Annotated in this window: 17 protein-coding genes; 8 read left to right on the top strand and 9 right to left on the bottom strand. The window is 40.3% G+C overall.

Features of this window, described 5'->3' with window-relative positions; all coding sequences use genetic code 11:
- Positions 1 to 479: 479 nt before the first annotated feature.
- Entirely contained in the window at positions 480 to 962 is a 483-nt protein-coding gene (gene def, locus ABDV70_RS07025; protein WP_343596559.1) for a peptide deformylase, read from the bottom strand.
- Between the two features lie 193 nt (positions 963 to 1,155).
- On the opposite strand from def, the gene ABDV70_RS07020 reads away from it, so the two are divergent.
- Entirely contained in the window at positions 1,156 to 2,430 is a 1,275-nt protein-coding gene (locus ABDV70_RS07020) for an MFS transporter (protein WP_343596557.1), read from the top strand.
- Between the two features lie 24 nt (positions 2,431 to 2,454).
- On the opposite strand, the gene ABDV70_RS07015 is transcribed toward ABDV70_RS07020, so the two are convergent.
- The 4 genes from ABDV70_RS07015 to ABDV70_RS07000 all read right to left on the bottom strand — a co-directional run bounded on the left by ABDV70_RS07015 (position 2,455) and on the right by ABDV70_RS07000 (position 4,914).
- Positions 2,455 to 3,048 carry a prolyl oligopeptidase family serine peptidase gene (locus tag ABDV70_RS07015; protein ID WP_343596555.1) on the bottom strand — a complete coding sequence of 198 codons (594 nt, stop codon included), beginning with the start codon at positions 3,046 to 3,048 and terminating at the stop codon, positions 2,455 to 2,457.
- A gap of 88 nt (positions 3,049 to 3,136) precedes the next feature.
- A complete protein-coding gene (locus ABDV70_RS07010; RefSeq protein ID WP_343596553.1) occupies positions 3,137 to 3,436 on the bottom strand; it encodes a hypothetical protein in 300 nt (99 codons plus the stop codon).
- 4 nt (positions 3,437 to 3,440) lie between these two features.
- Complete coding sequence (gene pnuC / locus ABDV70_RS07005; protein WP_343596551.1) at positions 3,441 to 4,025, bottom strand: nicotinamide riboside transporter PnuC; 585 nt, start codon at positions 4,023 to 4,025, stop codon at positions 3,441 to 3,443.
- 73 nt (positions 4,026 to 4,098) lie between these two features.
- Positions 4,099 to 4,914: a PhzF family phenazine biosynthesis protein gene (locus ABDV70_RS07000; RefSeq protein ID WP_343596549.1), complete on the bottom strand. Its 816-nt coding sequence runs from the start codon at positions 4,912 to 4,914 to the stop codon at positions 4,099 to 4,101.
- 49 nt (positions 4,915 to 4,963) lie between these two features.
- Between ABDV70_RS07000 and ABDV70_RS06995 the strand changes: the two genes are divergently transcribed.
- Entirely contained in the window at positions 4,964 to 5,200 is a 237-nt protein-coding gene (locus ABDV70_RS06995) for a hypothetical protein (RefSeq protein WP_343596547.1), read from the top strand.
- A gap of 287 nt (positions 5,201 to 5,487) precedes the next feature.
- Positions 5,488 to 6,276 (top strand): pseudouridine synthase, encoded by a 789-nt coding sequence (locus ABDV70_RS06990; RefSeq protein WP_343596545.1) that lies wholly within the window; start codon positions 5,488 to 5,490, stop codon positions 6,274 to 6,276.
- A 163-nt stretch (positions 6,277 to 6,439) separates the two neighbouring features.
- On the opposite strand, the gene ABDV70_RS06985 is transcribed toward ABDV70_RS06990, so the two are convergent.
- Complete coding sequence (locus tag ABDV70_RS06985; protein WP_343596543.1) at positions 6,440 to 8,677, bottom strand: NADP-dependent isocitrate dehydrogenase; 2,238 nt, start codon at positions 8,675 to 8,677, stop codon at positions 6,440 to 6,442.
- 418 nt (positions 8,678 to 9,095) lie between these two features.
- Between ABDV70_RS06985 and uraH the strand changes: the two genes are divergently transcribed.
- A complete protein-coding gene (gene uraH / locus ABDV70_RS06980) occupies positions 9,096 to 9,500 on the top strand; it encodes a hydroxyisourate hydrolase (RefSeq protein ID WP_343596541.1) in 405 nt (134 codons plus the stop codon).
- A gap of 47 nt (positions 9,501 to 9,547) precedes the next feature.
- Here the strand turns inward: uraH and ABDV70_RS06975 are convergent, their stop codons facing one another.
- Positions 9,548 to 11,251 carry a PDZ domain-containing protein gene (locus ABDV70_RS06975; protein ID WP_343596539.1) on the bottom strand — a complete coding sequence of 568 codons (1,704 nt, stop codon included), beginning with the start codon at positions 11,249 to 11,251 and terminating at the stop codon, positions 9,548 to 9,550.
- A 166-nt stretch (positions 11,252 to 11,417) separates the two neighbouring features.
- Between ABDV70_RS06975 and ABDV70_RS06970 the strand changes: the two genes are divergently transcribed.
- The 3 genes from ABDV70_RS06970 to ABDV70_RS06960 all read left to right on the top strand — a co-directional run bounded on the left by ABDV70_RS06970 (position 11,418) and on the right by ABDV70_RS06960 (position 15,053).
- Entirely contained in the window at positions 11,418 to 12,713 is a 1,296-nt protein-coding gene (locus ABDV70_RS06970) for a D-alanyl-D-alanine carboxypeptidase family protein (protein WP_343596537.1), read from the top strand.
- Positions 12,714 to 13,050: 337 nt separating this feature from the next.
- Positions 13,051 to 13,533 carry a peptidylprolyl isomerase gene (locus ABDV70_RS06965; protein ID WP_343596535.1) on the top strand — a complete coding sequence of 161 codons (483 nt, stop codon included), beginning with the start codon at positions 13,051 to 13,053 and terminating at the stop codon, positions 13,531 to 13,533.
- 89 nt (positions 13,534 to 13,622) lie between these two features.
- Entirely contained in the window at positions 13,623 to 15,053 is a 1,431-nt protein-coding gene (locus ABDV70_RS06960; protein ID WP_343596533.1) for an FAD-binding domain-containing protein, read from the top strand.
- A 43-nt stretch (positions 15,054 to 15,096) separates the two neighbouring features.
- Here the strand turns inward: ABDV70_RS06960 and yaaA are convergent, their stop codons facing one another.
- Positions 15,097 to 15,870 carry a peroxide stress protein YaaA gene (yaaA, locus tag ABDV70_RS06955; RefSeq protein ID WP_343596531.1) on the bottom strand — a complete coding sequence of 258 codons (774 nt, stop codon included), beginning with the start codon at positions 15,868 to 15,870 and terminating at the stop codon, positions 15,097 to 15,099.
- 120 nt (positions 15,871 to 15,990) lie between these two features.
- Between yaaA and ABDV70_RS06950 the strand changes: the two genes are divergently transcribed.
- Positions 15,991 to 16,620: a hydrolase gene (locus ABDV70_RS06950; protein ID WP_343596529.1), complete on the top strand. Its 630-nt coding sequence runs from the start codon at positions 15,991 to 15,993 to the stop codon at positions 16,618 to 16,620.
- 43 nt (positions 16,621 to 16,663) lie between these two features.
- Here the strand turns inward: ABDV70_RS06950 and ABDV70_RS06945 are convergent, their stop codons facing one another.
- Positions 16,664 to 18,130 (bottom strand): aminoacyl-histidine dipeptidase, encoded by a 1,467-nt coding sequence (locus ABDV70_RS06945; RefSeq protein ID WP_343596527.1) that lies wholly within the window; start codon positions 18,128 to 18,130, stop codon positions 16,664 to 16,666.
- Positions 18,131 to 18,292 lie beyond the last annotated feature (162 nt).

The raw sequence follows: 18,292 nt of genomic DNA, 5'->3' as shown, positions 1-18,292 counted from the left end.
ATATATAGTTACGATTTAAATCTAGGCGTAAAATTATGACTAATGCTGAGGAATTGGCGCAGAAACTTTACAAAAGTAAAGACAAATGGAAAGCATGATCGTTCTGTATGAACAGAACAATGAATGGAAGGTCAGGTCAGTTAAATACATATCTTGCACCTCTTTTGCGAAGAGTCCAGATAGGCACAGTGAATCCCTAGATATGCTCAAAATACGTTTCAAAAAGACACGCAAAAGCCATATGACTAGACATCACAAAATAAAGCTGTAGAAAGAGGTGTATTATAAGAAAAGATAATAAACGACCTCTCGTAGAATAACGAGAGATCAGAACAAATGTTGTGAAGTCTCGTTATTTTACGTTTTCGGATAAATTTTCCGATCGACTACTCGAGCTTGTGCCCACGGCGGGACTCCACAATAAAAATTTGCCGTAGGTTATTATTAATTTGACTTAAAGTCAAGATAAAATTAGATTGTTATGTCAGCCTATCAACAAACAACACCCCATTTAAATGATCGACTTCATGTTGCACAATGCGAGCTGGGAATCCTTCGAAAGTGGTTTCTACTCGCTGCCCAGCAATAGTGTAATAGCGGATGCAAATGGTCTGTGCTCGTGCCACTTCCCCCCTTTGATTCACCACACTCAAACAGCCCTCTTCCCCCAAACACGTTTGTTCTGAAAATGCCAAAATTTCAGGATTGACCATCACCACAGCATCCATTTCGGGTGCATCCGGATAACGCGGGTTTGGGCGAGAAGCTACAATAATCACCCGTTTAGAGATATACACTTGCGGTGCAGCAATCCCCACACCATTACGTTCAAGCATGGTTGCAGTCATGGCAACAGCCAGTTGTAATAACCATTCACTGCCAAATTCAGATGCTGAAACTGGTGCAGCCGTGAGGGTTAAAATCGTTTCGCCACGTTGTGCCACAGGTAAAATTGCCGCCATTTTCTGTTCCTTATATTTTGATGCTGTTTTTTATTTTCACACTTTCAACCATGTGCATCTAGAAAATCTTCTCTTTTGTTATACAAATATTTGCAAAGCTTTTGATTTAGTCTTCAGACTTATTTATTAAAATGCTTATTTTCAGTACCATAGTTTATTCATGATAAAAAAGCACCTGATTTAGGAAAAATAGATGTCATTCGCAACACGCTTGAATTATGAAGATAAGAGAACACTTTCGCTCTCTTCTTTAGGGGGCGCACTAGAATTTTACGATTTTGTTATTTATATATTTTACGCCAAAATTATTTCTGATTTGTTTTTTCCAAATACACTCAGTCCTTTTTGGGCGATGCTAAACACTTACGGTATTTTTGCAGCTGGCTATTTCTTCCGCCCACTCGGTGGAATCGTGATGGCACATTTTGGCGATTTATTAGGACGTAAGCGTTTATTTTCTTTGTCTATTTTACTCATGGCACTGCCAACATTAATCATTGGTTTTCTACCCACTTTTTCTACACTTGGCTACTTTGCGCCAGTACTGTTACTTTTTATGCGAGTTATTCAGGGGATCGCCATAGGCGGTGAAGTTCCTGCAGCATGGACATTTGTGTCAGAGCATGTCCCTACGTCTAAAGTCGGCTTTGCCAACGGTTTACTAACCGCAGGTTTATCACTCGGAATTTTACTTGGCTCACTTATGTCCTTGTGGATTTCCTTACAATTTTCAGAGTCACAAATTTACCAATGGGCTTGGCGGATTCCTTTTATTTGTGGTGGTATTTTGGGTTTAATAACCCTGTATTTACGCCAGTTTTTAAAAGAAACACCCGTGTTTCAAGCCATAGAAGCACAACAAAAACAATCCAGACAGATTCCAATTCAGCAAGTGTTACACCATCATAAAGGCGCTGTGATTGTTGGCATGCTGTTTACATGGTTTTTAACAGGCTGTGTCATTGTTCTTATTTTAGCTATGCCAAATTTACTGATGACCACTTTTGGTTTTGACCGCACTCTTACTTTTGAAATGCAGAGTGCAGCAATTGTCATGCAAATGATCGGTTGTGTTGTTGTAGGTTATGCAACAGACCGCTTGGGCTGTAGTACTGTTATGATGGTCGGTGCTGTTGCTGTTATGATTTTTGCTGCATTGTTTTACACCCATTTAGAACATGGAGACCTGTATCATATTATCTTGTTATACCTATGCTTAGGTTTCTGTTCAGGTACTGTGGGAATGGTCGCTTCGGGTATGGTGAAAATGTTCCCTGCACCCATACGTTTTTCAGGGATTTCATTTTCTTATAACGTGTCCTACGCCATTATTGGGGGAGTCACCCTACCATTGGTACATTGGTTAAGTCGTTTTAATCCCATTGGTGCCATGTATTATATTTTAGTGACGGCGGCTGTTGCCTTTTTTACAGCATGGATTTTTAAGGCAAAATATGAGTATGAATAGGTTTAACCCATTCATATTCCTCACTTATAAACTTTGAATAAATGCCAGTCCGTCCTGTACTTCCTGTTCATTAATGGCATGATCTAAATTAGGATAGGTTTTTAACTGCACATTGGCATCAACTTGTTGTAACTGCGCTAAGGCAAGTCGACTTTCTTGCACAAAAATGACAGTATCATTTAAACCATGCATCAATAAAATAGGGGTTGTGATTACACCCTGAATAGGCGTGACCAATCGCCCAGAGAAACCGATCACGCCCGCAATTTTCCAACGTCCAGAAACAACAGCATCGAGTGCCATCATCGTGCCTTGTGAAAATCCACAAAAAATCACGTCCTCTAAACGCTGTTCATATCCTGCATTTCCCACAATCTGTCCAATCGTTTTATCAAAACTTTCGCGGGCTTGTTCAATCCGTTGTAAACGATTTTGTTCAGTTACGCCCTGAATACTGAACCATTGAAAAGCCTCATGACTGTTCATAAAGGAAAATGGTGCATCAGGTGAAGTAATGTCTAAATGTGGGCATTGCTTTTGCCAAAATTGAGCAATCGGAAGCAAATCATCCCCATTACTGCCAACACCATGCAGCATAATAACCAGTTTATTTGACATGACTTTCTCCGCTTTAAGGAAACTGAAAATTTAACTTAGGCTAAATAAAGGCATAGCAAAATATCGTCACAGCCCATCCAGTCTATCATTATGACTTTCCCAACTCATGCTTAGGATAGCTTAACTGGGTTTTGACCTGTCCATTTTCAATATAATCAATACTCAACTGACAGTTCTGATAACAGATCAATAAACAAAAAGTTTCAGCGCCATTATCCAGCCCTGTCACCTGCCACGTTGTGCCCTTTGGAAAATCATCTAACCAACGTGCCTGATAGACATCTGCCACACTGTCAAAGTGTAGATACTGCTCAGGCTGTTGAATTATTTTTTCTGCAAGTGCAATAAACTGCTGTTGCTTAAACTGTGCAAAAGAAACCAATGGCATGCGCTTATAAACCACGAAAAATTTCTTGCTGTTGTTTCTTTTTCACCTGTTCCCATTGCCACCAGCCATAGGCTGCCATCAAGACAAATGCAGCATATAGGCCAGAAGTCAGCCACAAATCCTTATAAATAAACATACCCACATAAATGATATCGACAAATACCCAAAGTACCCATGTTGCAATGTGTTTACGACTTGTCCAATACGTGGCAAGCAAGCTAAACGCTGCCAGTTGAGAATCTAACATTGGCACAGCCGCATCGGTAAAGTGCTTAAGGATTAACCCAAAAAGTAATCCACCGATTGCGGCAACAACCATTTGCCAAATGACGGTAACTTTTGCAATGGGTTCAATACGGATATCATGGTCTTGCTGTTTGCCTTTGAGCCAATAATAAAAACCGTAAAAATTGACCACCATAAAGAAAAATTGCAAGATGGTCTCGCCATAAAGCTTATAGGTATAAAACAAATAGGCATACAAGGCGAAAGCCAAGAAATTGAACAGCCAACACCACATATTTCGTATTACAGTTAAGGCAACACCAATCAAACTAATAATGACTGCAACAATTTCTAAAGGTGTCATAAGCATGCAAAGATAAAATCAGGACAAGCTATTATCAGAAAAACCACATCAAAAGCCAACCTGATTTTCAACCTCATGCTTCTACAAAAATTTCTGCAATCATATACAGTTTTGCATAACCCGAAATTTCAATTCGTTCTTGCCCGAGCATTTGACAAAACAAAGTGCCTCCCCGTTGTGATGCTTGTTGTGCAATAAGTGTGGTTTTATTTAACTTTTCAGCCCAAAGCGGCACAATGGCGGTATGAATCGAACCTGTCACAGGGTCTTCATTTATCCCAATGGCGGGCGCAAAATAACGTGAAACACAATCTATGCCATGTTCACCTTGTGCGGTAATGGCGATATCCAAACATTGTCCTTCTATCGACACACTCAGTTGTTTGAGTTTTTCAAAATTAGGCCGCTCTTTGCGTAAGGATTCTGCCGAAGGATATTCGACAATATACGCTTGTTCATTGACATAAACAGCCTGAAAAGACTCACTCAAAGCTTCATCTAATAATTTAGGATAGTTTTCTAAACGATGTGGCTTACGTACTGGAAAGTTCATGGCAATTTTGCCATCTGCCTGTTTAGACACATAAAAAGTACCCAAGTCTTTCACTAAAAACTCGATTTCAGTTTCACTGGTATAATCCCGAAATAACACAAAGGCACTGGCCAACGTCGCATGCCCACAAAAAGCCACTTCTGCCTCGGGCGTGAACCAACGAATTTCATAATGTTTTTGATCAATAATTCGTACAAAACCTGTTTCTGATAAATTATTTTCAAGTGCAATGCGTTGCATAACATCATTCGCAAGCCAGTGGTCTGTCACAATGACCGCAGCAGGGTTTCCCTGAAACAACACTTCACTAAACGCATCAACTTGGTACATTTTCATTGTTATATTCTCCTTCATGTTCTGCTTTATTGTGACGATTTTAAAATAAATGAGTAGATACAGTTTCTCCAAAAAAAGCAGTACAGTAAAAACCCAAAGTGAAGCCAAAGTAGTGACCACATTGCAGGTAAAACAATTAAAGCTGCAAATATTGCACCAACAACATAGACATGAACTTAATGTGCCCGTCATCAATAAGGCAATCCCTAATGTCCCTGTAAAAATTTCTTTGCCAAACTCCTGTTGGTTTTTCGAGTTTGATCAAGCAGCAGTAGCATCTCAATAAACAATGTAATATTGATGATTAACAACCAATTTATGGTGCTTTGTCTTCTGAATGGCTTTAAATTGCGCCCTCACTATCAGTAACCTCTCTCGTCAATCACTTGTCATTTTTTATACAATTTCTGGTTTTTTTTGTTACCACCTAATCTTTTCATCAAAAAAATGACGAATAAGCAATACTTTCCACTGTTCTTCACGCATAATAGCTTTTATTCAATTTAATCATTTTTGTGCTTTATCTAAAGCATAATATTTTATTTAGTTATCTGAAAAAAGAAGTCATTTTTTATGAAAATTGTCATTCTTAATAAACCTTATGACGTTCTCTCCCAGTTCCGCAAAGATGAAGCACATATGACCGTGTCTGATTTTGTGGACGATCCAACTTTGCGTATTGCAGGCCGATTGGATATGGATTCTGAAGGTCTGGTCTTTTTAACCGATCATGGTGGTTTAAACCAGTTTATTACCAATCCAGCAAATAAAAAGTATAAAACCTATCTGGTTCAGGTTGATGGTGATATTTCTGAAGAAGCGTTAGAACAATTACGCAAAGGTGTTGAACTCAACGATGGCATCACTTTACCAGCCAAAGCCATTAAAGTTGCTCAACCCGAATGGTTGTGGGATCGAGATCCTCCTGTACGTTATCGTGCAAACATTCCAACGTCTTGGGTTGAAATCTCGATTTGTGAAGGTCGTAACCGCCAAGTTCGCCGTATGACTTCGGCTATTGGTTTCCCGACTTTACGTTTAATTCGTACAAAAATTGGCTCGATTGACTTGGTACAACTCGGTTTACAACCGGGTGAAACCAAAGAAATTGAACCATTACTATACCCTGACTTTAAAGATGTTCCTGCCGAACAACCTTACCGTTCCCGTTCTTATGTGAAGAAACCGGGCGGTACAGGTGGTAAGCCAATGCACCATAAGAAAAAAGAAGGTGAAAAGAAAAAGTCTGGCACCAAACGCATTTGGCAAATGGATGAAAGTGAAAAACCACGTCGTAAGACCAATGGAACCACACGTCCAAATACCAAGGCACCACGGGGTCGTGGCCGTAATGGTCGTTAAAATTTAAGTTTTTTTAAAGCTCACGAAAGTGGGCTTTTTTTTCAGCTCAGTATCTGAATTTATTTCGACAAATCTACCAAAGACTAAAACAAAAAATCGATGCCGAAGCATCGATTTTAAGTACATGACCCATCATAGGTCTATGTGTTTATGCTCTACAGCGTTAAGCACTTGCAGCAGCCAATGCCGCATTTAAAGTTGCACTTGGACGCATAATCGCATCAATTTTCTGTGGGTCAGCAGCATAGTAACCACCGATATCCGCAGGTTTACCTTGAACTTGTGCCAACTCTGCTACAATTTTCTCTTCATTGTCAGCCAATGCTTTTGCTAAAGGTGCAAATTTTGCTTTTAGCTCAGCATCTTCGTCTTGTGCAGCAAGTGCTTGCGCCCAATACAATGAAAGATAGAAGTGACTGCCACGGTTATCAAGTTCGCCTGTACGACGTGATGGTGATTTGTTGTTGTCCAACAATTTACCTGTTGCTTCGTCCAGTGTCTTCGCAAGTAATTTCGCGCGAGTATTATTTTCTTTAATACCCATTTCTTCCAAAGAAACTGCAAGTGCAAGGAACTCACCTAGAGAATCCCAACGTAAATGGTTTTCTTCAACCAATTGCTGTACGTGTTTTGGCGCAGAACCACCTGCACCTGTTTCGTACATGCCACCACCTGCCATTAACGGCACGATAGACAACATTTTCGCAGATGTACCCAATTCCATGATTGGGAACAAGTCTGTCAAGTAATCACGTAAAATATTACCTGTCACAGAAATCGTATCTAAACCACGAACAACACGCTCAAGTGTGTAACGCATTGCACGAACTTGTGACATAATTTGAATATCTAAACCAGTCGTATCATGATCTTTCAAGTATTTTTCTACTTTCTTGATCAATTCATTTTCGTGTGGGCGGTACGGGTCAAGCCAGAAAATTGCAGGCATACCAGAGTTGCGTGCACGCGTTACCGCAAGTTTAACCCAGTCACGAATCGGTGCATCTTTCACCTGACACATACGCCAGATATCACCTTCCTCAACATCTTGAGATAACAATACTTCGCCTGTTTCTAGGTCAGTAATGTTGGCAACACCTGCTTCTGAAATTTCAAAAGTTTTGTCATGTGAACCGTATTCTTCAGCTTTTTGTGCCATCAAACCGACGTTTGGAACTGTACCCATGGTTTTTGGATCAAAGTTGCCATGCCATTTACAGAAATTGATCATTTCTTGGTAAATACGCGCAAATGTTGATTCTGGCATTACTGCTTTCGCATCATACTGCTTGCCATCTGCACCCCACATTTTACCACCCGCACGGATCATGGCTGGCATAGATGCATCGACAATAACGTCGTTTGGAGAATGGAAGTTAGTAATGCCTTTTGCAGAGTCAACCATCGCTAAAGCTGGACGGTGTTCTTGGCATGCATGTAAATCACGGATGATTTCATCGCGTTGAGATTCTGGCAAAGTTTCGATTTTTTCGTAAAGATTCGCCATACCATTGTTGACGTTAATCCCTAACTCATCAAACAATTTACCGTGTTTTTCAAACGCATCTTTATAATAAATTTTCACACAGTGACCGAATACAATCGGGTGTGAAACTTTCATCATGGTTGCTTTTACGTGCAATGAGAACAGGATTCCTGCTTCACGGCAGTCTTCAAGTTCTTTTTCGTAGAAATCACATAGTGCTTTCTTACTCATAAACATTGAATCAATGATTTCGCCATCAAGCAATTTAACTTCAGGTTTAAGAACAATGCTTTTGCCGCTTTGAGTAATCAATTCCATTTTTACTTTGCGCGCACGGTCAAGCGTCAATGACTTTTCGCCATGATAAAAATCACCATGTTCCATATGTGAAACATGGGTTTGTGACCACTGCTTCCATTCACTCATTGAATGTGGGTGCTTTCTCGCATAATTTTTTACAGCAGCAGGTGCACGACGGTCTGAGTTCCCTTCACGTAATACTGGGTTTACAGCCGAGCCAAGGCATTTGCTATAACGTGCCTTAAGTGTTTTTTCTTCATCTGTAGTCGGATTTTCAGGATAGTCAGGAATTGCAAAACCTTTTGACTGAAGTTCCTTGATGCACGACACCAACTGGCCAACTGAGGCACTAATATTTGGGAGTTTGATGATATTTGTGTCTGGATCTTGCGTAAGACGACCTAACTCTGCGAGGTTATCAGTTACTTTCTGGTCATCGCTTAGATAGTCTTTGAATTCTGCAAGCACACGCGCGGCCACAGAGATGTCAGTTTTAACAATCTCTACACCTGCCGGCTTAGTGAAGGTCTCAATAATCGGCAATAACGAGTAAGTCGCCAATAGTGGTGCCTCGTCGGTCAGTGTATAAATGATTTTTGACTTTCCACCAGCCATATATAGCTCCTTGCATTGGATTGAATTTTTTTAGGACTAAGGTTTAGACTCAGCCCCTGCAAACAGGTTTACTGAAACAAAACGATGAAAGTATCGACCTTCATCGTATATCAGTCAACTAATAAATATCTTTTAATATGGATATTTTGCTTAAATTTCACACACATCCATTTCATTTTCTGCTGCAAACATTTTAACCAGCCGACTAAAGGTCAAATTTATATGGTACAAAATCTGCCGATGTACCGCCTAATCAAAAAGATAAATCATCCTTTTTGATACAGATTTTTAAATAAAATGGATGAAAAGTTTATTTATTATTCAAAGCTTAAATCATCATTGTTACATTATTCATATCTTCATGACGCAAACTTATTCTTAACATAGCATTTGAATTTAGATATCAGGTTTTAACCGAATGTATAAATTATTTTGCTCTACGCTGGCTTTACTTTTTTCTACGGCCATTTTTGCAGAACAACCCATCCAAGTGAAAGTGACCAGTTTGACCAATGGCCAACCTGTTAATCAGTTAGCTGTCGTGTTAGAAGCACAGCAAAATAACCAATGGGTTAAAATTGGTGAAGGGCAAACCGATGCCCAAGGACGACTCGATACGCTTTATCCTAAAGATAAAACGACATTAGATAAGGGCTTTTATAAACTGACCTTTAAAACAGGCGACTGGTTCAGAAAAAATAATCAGCGTAGTTTCTACCCTGAAGTTCCACTTGTTTTTATTATTGATGGCTCACAAGACCATTACAACATTCCGTTGCAAATGAGCCCTTATGGTTATTCAACTTATTATACCAATGAATAATTTAGTATCAGTCCTGATATCATTTTAATATCAGGACTGATCTTTATTTAAGACTTCAACCAACTGTCTAGTTTTGTCTGGTCTTCGACATTAAACGCTACTGTTTGTAATGAAAGCTCTGCGCCTGTCACTTCAAACTGCATCAGCTCGTCACGGCGAAATGCCAACACCGTAAATTCGCCTTGTTGTTTGGCATATTGCGTAAGTAACTTTTCAGATGCTTTTAAACCATCAATGGCAATAATGACATCGTGTGCCGATAGCCCCGCTTTTGCCCCTGTGCTCATCCGACTCACTTGCTGAACCACCACGCCCTCTGGTTTTTCACTTAATTTTAAGCCAAAAGGAAAGGCTTGTTCCGCTTTTAGCTGATAGCTTAAACCAAATTCAGGCAATAATTGATCTAACGGTAAATCATCTGTGGTATTAATTAAATGATTGATCTGTTCAATCCAGTTATCCCCTGTCAACGCCTGACAAAGCTCAAAAATTGTCCGCTCATTGACCTGAATACCTTGTTGCGTATTTTCATATAAACGACGCATAAGCGCATCTAAGCTTGAACCACGCAAACGCAATCCTAAGTCTAAACACAAAGCAACTAGACTACCTTTGTTATAGTAACTTGTGCCTGCATTGTTGCTGTTTTCATCTGGACGATAAAATTTAATCCACGCATCAAAACTTGACTCTGCAACCGTCTGAATCGATTTACCCGGATTTTGTAGATATCGATCAATTTGTGTTTTGAGTAATGTCAAATAAGAATCTTGCGAAATAACCCCACTTCGTAACAAGATCAAATCATCATAATACGAGGTAAACCCTTCAAAAATCCACAACAACGAAGTGTAGCTTTCCTTGTGCAAATCATACTGCGCCAAGTTTTCGGGACGAATAAATTTCACTAACCATGAGTGAAAATATTCATGACTGCATAGCCCCAAAAAGCGTTGATAATCTGTTGATGGTTCTTCAGGCTCATTGGCTTTAGGCAAGTCATTCCGTGGTGTAATCAGACTGGTACTATTCGGATGCTCTAATCCACCATAGCTATTGCCCGTTGCCATGGTCATAAAGACATAGTTTTGAAATGGCGCTGAACCAAACATCTGAATTTCTGTTTGGCAAATTTTTTGCAAATCTTGCTTTAAGCGTTCCAAATTTGCACTGTGCTTGCCTGACAGCACAAACTCATGTGGAATTTGTTCTGCATCAAAACTAAAACGGGTCTGCTCTGCCAACTCAAATGGGCAGTCAATAAGCTGCATATAATGGTCTGCTTTTAGGGTATAACGCCCTTTCACCAGACTTTTTGAAATTAAACCCGTTGCCAATTGAAAGTGTTTTAAGGCATCGGGCAAAAATACTTCAAGTTCACATGGTGCTTGTTCTTGGCCTTCTAACCCAAGACAAATACTCGCGGGATTGACATACAACCGAGTTTGGTCGACATAGCTGCCACGCACAGATAAGTCGTATGCATAAACATCATATTCAACCGTGATCAGCTCGTGGTCTGTATTAAACAATCGCCATTTATTCTTTTCAAATTTACTTATTTTAAGAACACGTCCAGCCTCATCATAGGCACGAACTGACTCGATGTGTTTGGCAAATTCACGAATCAAATAGCTACCGGGTATCCATGTTGGAAGCCATAAAACCTGCGTTGGATTTGCCAAAAAACGGAGGGTTACGTGAACGAGATGTTGTTGATAATCGTCAAACTCAATTTGATAGTGCAACATAAGTCAGAATTCTAATCTTGATGAAGTTATGCAGGGCTTTAGCTTAGCACTTTTTTACTCTAATATGGCGCACTGCTGTCATTCTGTTCACAAGATCAAGCGAATCAAGCTCAAATTAAGCTTGTGCATAGAATATATGTTTTTTCTTCCCCCTAGGATATTCCCGTTGAAACGTTTCATTTCATTGTGTGCTGGCATGAGCTTTTTATGCACAGGCCTTTCGCATGCGGCAATTTTAAATATTGACCCGACATCGGTGCCTGCGGCAGCATGGACTATTTTTGACCCACAATCAGGTCAAACCATTGCTGAATTTAATAGCCATGCACAACGTGCCCCAGCTTCTTTAACCAAAATGATGGTTGCTTATATCACCCTAAAAGAGATCAAAGCAGGTAAGCTAAAACGCAATGAAATTATTACGGCAAACGATGTCGTACATGTGGTTCAGCCCGATGAATCACAAATGTTTTTACGTCCTGGGCAAAAAATTTCGATTGATCAACTTCTTTCTGGTCTAGTCGTCATGTCAGCCAATGATGCAGCCGTAACACTTGCACAGCGCATTGGCGGAGATCTTCCTCATTTTGTGGCACGAATGAATCAGGAAGCCAAAGCTTTAGGCATGACCGACACGCATTTTACCAACCCAGCCGGCATTACCATGGATGGACATTATTCATCTGCGGCAGATATGGCAAAGTTAGGCAATGCCTTAATTCAACAATATCCTGACTATCTTTATTATTCAAAACAAACCAGTTATACGTGGAATAACCGAACACACCATGCCACTAATATTTTGGTAAAACAAGATGCTACTGTCGATGGTTTAAAAACAGGATTTACACGTGCTGCGGGCTTTAACCTTGCGTTAACAGCCAAGCGTCCAACCATGAACCCAGACATGCCTGACCGTCGTTTGATTGTGGTGGTACTCGGTACAACTAGCCCTGTGATGCGCGCAGAGGTTGCCCACCGTTTAATGAACCTTGCTTATAACTACACCCGCGATGAAGTTGCGATTAAAGCCAAACAGCCGATTGCCGAAATTCCGGTACTCTCGGGGCAAATTAAACGCTACACCATTACCCCTCAAAACAATAAAATCATGACAACATCGCTTTACCAACAACCTGTAGCGATTGATATGCGTAGTTTTGATCAGGCAAGTGGTCTGCTAAAACTCAATGGACAAACTGTACAACCACTTGCCCAAACGGCAACCAAACTACAGGTACAGTTAAACAAACAACAACTGACTGCACCTTTCAACCAAAATGTGCAACTCGCTACAGTTAAAATCTATCAAAACAACCAGTGGGTTGAAGATGTTGCAATTAACAATGATGTAAAGTTAGAGCCCGCAAGCCTATTACAGCGCTTTTGGGCATGGATCAAACAAATTTTACCTTTTTTCAAAGAAGCCGCTTCACCTGCGACTATTTTTCCACTGCACTAAATCTGCCTGATTTTAAAAATCTTTGAATTTAGGCATATTGTAAAAAGATGGTTTATGCCATCTTTTTACAATTTCAAGGCACCATAAAAAAACACTTTTGCACCGTTTTATCGGGTATATCACCCATAAACTGCATTAAAAAGTATCATTCAACCCATATCTAAACTTTTTAAAACAACTTAAGAATAAATTGGCATTGAATTTTATTACCACATCCCCATATGATAGTTAAAATAGATATTCATCATGAAAAATTCAGCATTTTGCAGAAATTTTATTTTTCCAAAAACAGCTTTGCTTTTATGATGTAACCTTAACTCGACATGGATTAAAAAACATGACTGCAATTGCAAATAACCACGTAGTTTCTTTTAACTACACACTTACAAATGCCGAAGGCGAAACGCTTGATCAATCTCAAGGCGAACCACTAGCTTATTTGCACGGTGCAGGTAACATCATTCCTGGTTTAGAAAAAGCACTTGAAGGTAAAACTGCAGGCGACAAATTCAAAGTAACGATTCCTGCTGCGGAAGGTTATGGCGAATACAACCCTGATCTTGTACAAGAAGTTCCTGCAAAAATGTTCCAAGGTGTTGAAAACATTGAAGCTGGTATGCAGTTCCAAGCTCAAACTGATGACGGTGTTCAAATCGTTACAGTAAAAGCAGTTGAAGGCGACAACGTACTTGTTGATGCGAACTTCCCATTGGCTGGTCAAGATTTAACTTTTGATGTTGAAATCGTAGAAGTACGTGATGCAAGCGAAGAAGAGCTTGAACACGGTCACGTTCACGGTGCTGGTGGTCATCACCACTAAGATTTCACCACGAAATCAAAAAATGGAGCATCATGCTCCATTTTTTTATGCTATTTTTTAGTTTATAAATTTACGATCTATCTACTGCAATGAAAAATCTGATTTGGTTTCGGCAAGATTTACGTATTTCAGATCATGCTGCTCTTTGGCATGCCACACAACAAGCCGAATGTATTGCCTATGTCGCACTTTCTCCTGCTCAATGGCGAATACATGATGATGCTGCAATCAAAATCGATTTTTATTTACGGCAATTACAACAATTAAAACAACAACTTCATCAACTCAATATCCCGCTCATCGTACAGGTCATTCCATTTTGGAAAGACATTGCACAGCCATTATTAGAACTTTGCAAACAATTTGATATTCAACAGATACATGCCAATCTTGAATTTGGAGTCCACGAACAACAACGGGATCAATGCTTCAAAGATATACTCAAATCAACACAAATTACCTTTTATCTCCACCAAGATCGTACCCTTTTTCCAGTCGGTCATATTCGCAACCAATCAGGGCAACCTTATAAAGTCTTTAGCGCATTTAAACATAATTGTTATCAACGATTAGATATTCAAATTCCGGCTTGTTTTCCTGACATCACACCACAAATACCACTTAATTTAGATATCGAACCAAGCCAAAGCACCATTCCTGCTCTTGCTGACTTAGGCTATATTGCCCCTACCCTCGACATTCAACATTTATGGCCTGTGGGTGAAGATTTTGCAAAAAAACAGCTCAATGAATTTATTGAACAAGATGTTGTGCATTATCAACAACAACGTGACTTCCCTGCATTGTCTGCCACGAGTCAGCTTGCTGCCTATTTAAATATCGGCATTTTATCCATTCGCCAATGTCTACAAACCTTATTTCAGGCTCAACATGGACAATTTCTGATTCAAAATCAAGGACAGCGATGCTGGCTAGATGAATTATTATGGCGTGAATTTTATCAGCATATTTTGTTTGATTTTCCACAGGTATCAAAACATCAGCTCTTTCAAACCAAAACCCGTCAGCTTGTGTGGCGAGAAAATGAAACGGATTTAAAAGCATGGCAGCATGGACAAACAGGTATCCCCATTGTAGATGCTGGAATGCGCCAACTCATGCAAACAGGATGGATTCATAATCGAGTCCGTATGATCTGCGCCATGTTTTTAAGCAAAAATCTGCTCATCGATTGGCGTAAAGGCGAACAATGGTTTATGCAGCATTTGATCGATGGTGACCTTGCAGCCAATAATGGTGGATGGCAATGGTGCGCTTCGACAGGAACAGATGCCGTGCCTTATTTTCGTATTTTCAACCCGATTGAGCAGTCGAAGAAGTTCGACCCAAATGGGGATTATCTACGAAAATGGTTGCCTGAATTACGACATTTAGATGCAAAAACCATTCATGCACCTTATGCCACATCAGAACAACCACATTTGGACTATCCAGAACCTATCGTGGATTTAAAAGCCAGTCGCCTGCGCGCACTGGATGCCTTTAAGTCGCTTTCATGAAAAATGGAGCATCAAACTCCATCTTTTATACTATTTTTCAGCGTTACTGTTCATCTCGTTTAAACACCAACTCGGTTGCAGATGAGTTTGCAGTATCAAAATAATACCCTTCACTTTGGAAAGCTTTTAAGTCCTCAACACGGTCAATTTTATTTTCAATCATAAACCGTGCCATCAACCCACGCGCTTTTTTAGCATAAAAACTGATTACTTTGTATTTCCCATTTTTCTGATCCAGAAAAACGGGTTTAATGATTTCAGCTTTAATCTTGCTTTCCTTCACCGATTTATAATATTCATCCGATGCTAAATTTACCAAAATTTCGGTGTCTGCATCTGCCAAATCGGCATTGATCATTTGGGTAATTTTATCGCCCCAAAACGCATATAAATTTTGCCCACGCGGATTATGAAGTTTTGTTCCCATTTCCAAACGATACGGCATCATTAAATCTAAGGGGCGTAATAAACCATAGAGTCCCGACAACATACGTAAATGCTGCTGTGCAAAATCAAGCTGTGCATCATTCAGATGATATGCATCCAAACCTGTATAGACATCGCCCTTAAATGCAAAAATCGCCTGACGAGCATTGGCAAAATCAAAGTCAGGCTGCCAATCCTGAAAACGTGCCACATTGAGCTGGGCAATTTTTTCACTCACGCTCATCAATGTCGCAATTTCTGTTGCTGAAAGCTGACGTGTTACCGCTATTAATTCTGCCGAGTCATCCAATAAACGTGGTTGTGTAAATTGGTCTGTTGGCAAAGCTGTTTCATAATCTAAAGTTTTTGCGGGTGAAATAAGCGCAAGCATAACAATCCTGATTTTCTGATTTTGCTCACTATAACAGCCCATATTATTCAATGCCAATTTATGTTTTTGATGGCTTTTATCGGTAAAATAAACCTTATTTTTATTGAAAGATGATGATTCATGTCTGAAACAATATTCCTGCAAGGACCTGCGGGGAAGATTGAAGTCTTTGTTGACCGACCTCAAGGCGAAATCAGCAGTTTCGCTGTGGTATGCCATCCGCACCCGTTACAAGGTGGCAATGCACAGCATAAAATTCCCGTATTACTGTCTAATGCTTTGACCGCACGTGGTTGTATTGTGTACCGCCCAAGTTTTCGTGGCGCAGGTTCAACCGAAGGCCCACATGAAGAAGGCGTTGGTGAAACCAACGATATTTTGGCAGTTATTGCACAAATACGTGCACAATTTCCAACGTTTCCTTTTTATGCAGGTGGGTTTAGTTTTGGCGCACACGTCCTAGCAAAATGCTATGCCGAACTTAGCCTAGAACTACGTCCAAAACAGATGATTCTCTGTGGGCTTCCAACAGCGATGGTACGTGGTCTGCGGGATTATCAGACACCAGAAATTCAGGGTAATCTTTTATTTGTTCATGGCGAAGAAGATGACATTACCCTACTTCGTGATGTTGTCGCTTGGGCAAAACCGCAAAAACATCCGATTACTATTTTCCCGGGTGCGAATCATTTTTTCACAGGCTATTTAAAACAGCTACGCCAAGTTGTAGACCGTTACTTGACCCTATAAAATCTTGCGCAAGAGTATAATGTTTAAACTCTTGCGCAGTGCCTTATGCTGTGACACGTGCTAATGCTGCTGTCAAAAGTTTCCAGCATTTTTCGACTGTTTCAACATTGACACGTTCGCCTGGTGCATGTGCCCCTTGAATATCTGGGCCAAAAGACACCATTTCCAAATGCGGATAATGCTCTGCAATAATCCCACACTCTAAGCCTGCGTGAATGACTTTCAGATCAGGTTCTATATTAAAGCGTTGTTGATAAGCATCTTGTAAACAGTGTAATGCTGCCGAATTTGGGTTGGGTGTCCACCCTGAAACCAATGGGGCTAAAGTTGCAGAAATACCGTCATTGTTAAATAGGCGTTGAATCTGTTCTGCATGTGCAGATAACGCATGATTGACCATCGAACGCACCATAATTGAAACATCTGCTCCTGTGTTATTCAGACGCACGACACCAATATTATTGGATGTTTCAACAACATTTTCTAAACTCTGACTCATTTGAATCACCCCATACGGGCAGTGTGCCAAAGCATTTAGCCATATCGTTTGCTGGCTTTTTTCCAACATTTGCGTTGCTGTATTTTCCACAATATGGCAACTCAGTTGCAATGCATCATCAATGCCTTTCAGCATATCTTGCCAATGTTGTTGGGCTTGTAAAAGTCGCAGCTGTAATGCTGCAAATGCTGTATCAGGTAATGCAATTTTCGCGGTTGCCTCACGCGGGAGTGCATTTCGGGCTGTTCCACCTGAGAACTCAATCAGATACCCACCCAATGCGTCGAGGTTTTCATTTAGAAACTGTGCCAAAATCACATTGGCATTGCCCCGCCCCAGATGAATATCCACCCCTGAGTGTCCACCTTTTAAACCCAAAACCTGAATTTCAACGTGTTGTAAATGCTGTGGAAGATCTACATAATCAAGTGGTTGATGAATCTCAACATCCTGACTACCTGCACAACCGAGGTACAATTGCCCCCATTCTTCGGTATCAATATTAAATAACCATTTGCCGTGTAATACGCCTTTTTCCAAGAAACGTGCGCCACTCATGCCTGCTTCTTCATCAATGGTTAATAGAACTTCTATCGGCCCATGTGAAATCTCTTTGGCATCCAACACCGCCAAGGCCAACGCAACCCCAATGCCATTGTCTGCTCCCAGTGTGGTATTTTCTGCAATCAACCAGCCATCTTTTAAAATAGGTTGAATCGGGTCTTGGCTAAAGTCATGTTCCGTTCCCCGATTGGCTTGCGTCACCATATCCAGATGACCTTGCAGAATGACCCCTGCGACATGTTCCATTCCCTGTGTTGCAGGCTTACGAATGATCAAATTCCCAATCTGATCCACATAAGTTTCCAAGCCCTTCGTAATCGCCCAATCCTGTAAATGCTGACGTAACTGTTGTTCATGTTTTGATTGTCTTGGAATTTGGCACAATGTCGCAAAATGCGTCCATACGTTTTGTGGTTCAAGTTGAGTTAAATCAACAGGGGTATTCATTGCATATTCTCTTTTTTCAAGCAAGTTTTGACTATACACCAAAAGGATTTACATCATAATTCGAAATTAAATAGAAAAGGCATGACACACGACAAAGGACAAACCAGACTTCTATTTTCACGAGATACATTTTTTAGCACCAATGCTTAAAGATCATCATGC

Source organism: Acinetobacter sp., assembly GCF_039596015.1.
GTDB lineage: Bacteria > Pseudomonadota > Gammaproteobacteria > Pseudomonadales > Moraxellaceae > Acinetobacter.
The sequence above is the reverse complement of the archived record's forward strand: the minus strand, read 5'-3'. Positions and strand labels throughout refer to the sequence as shown.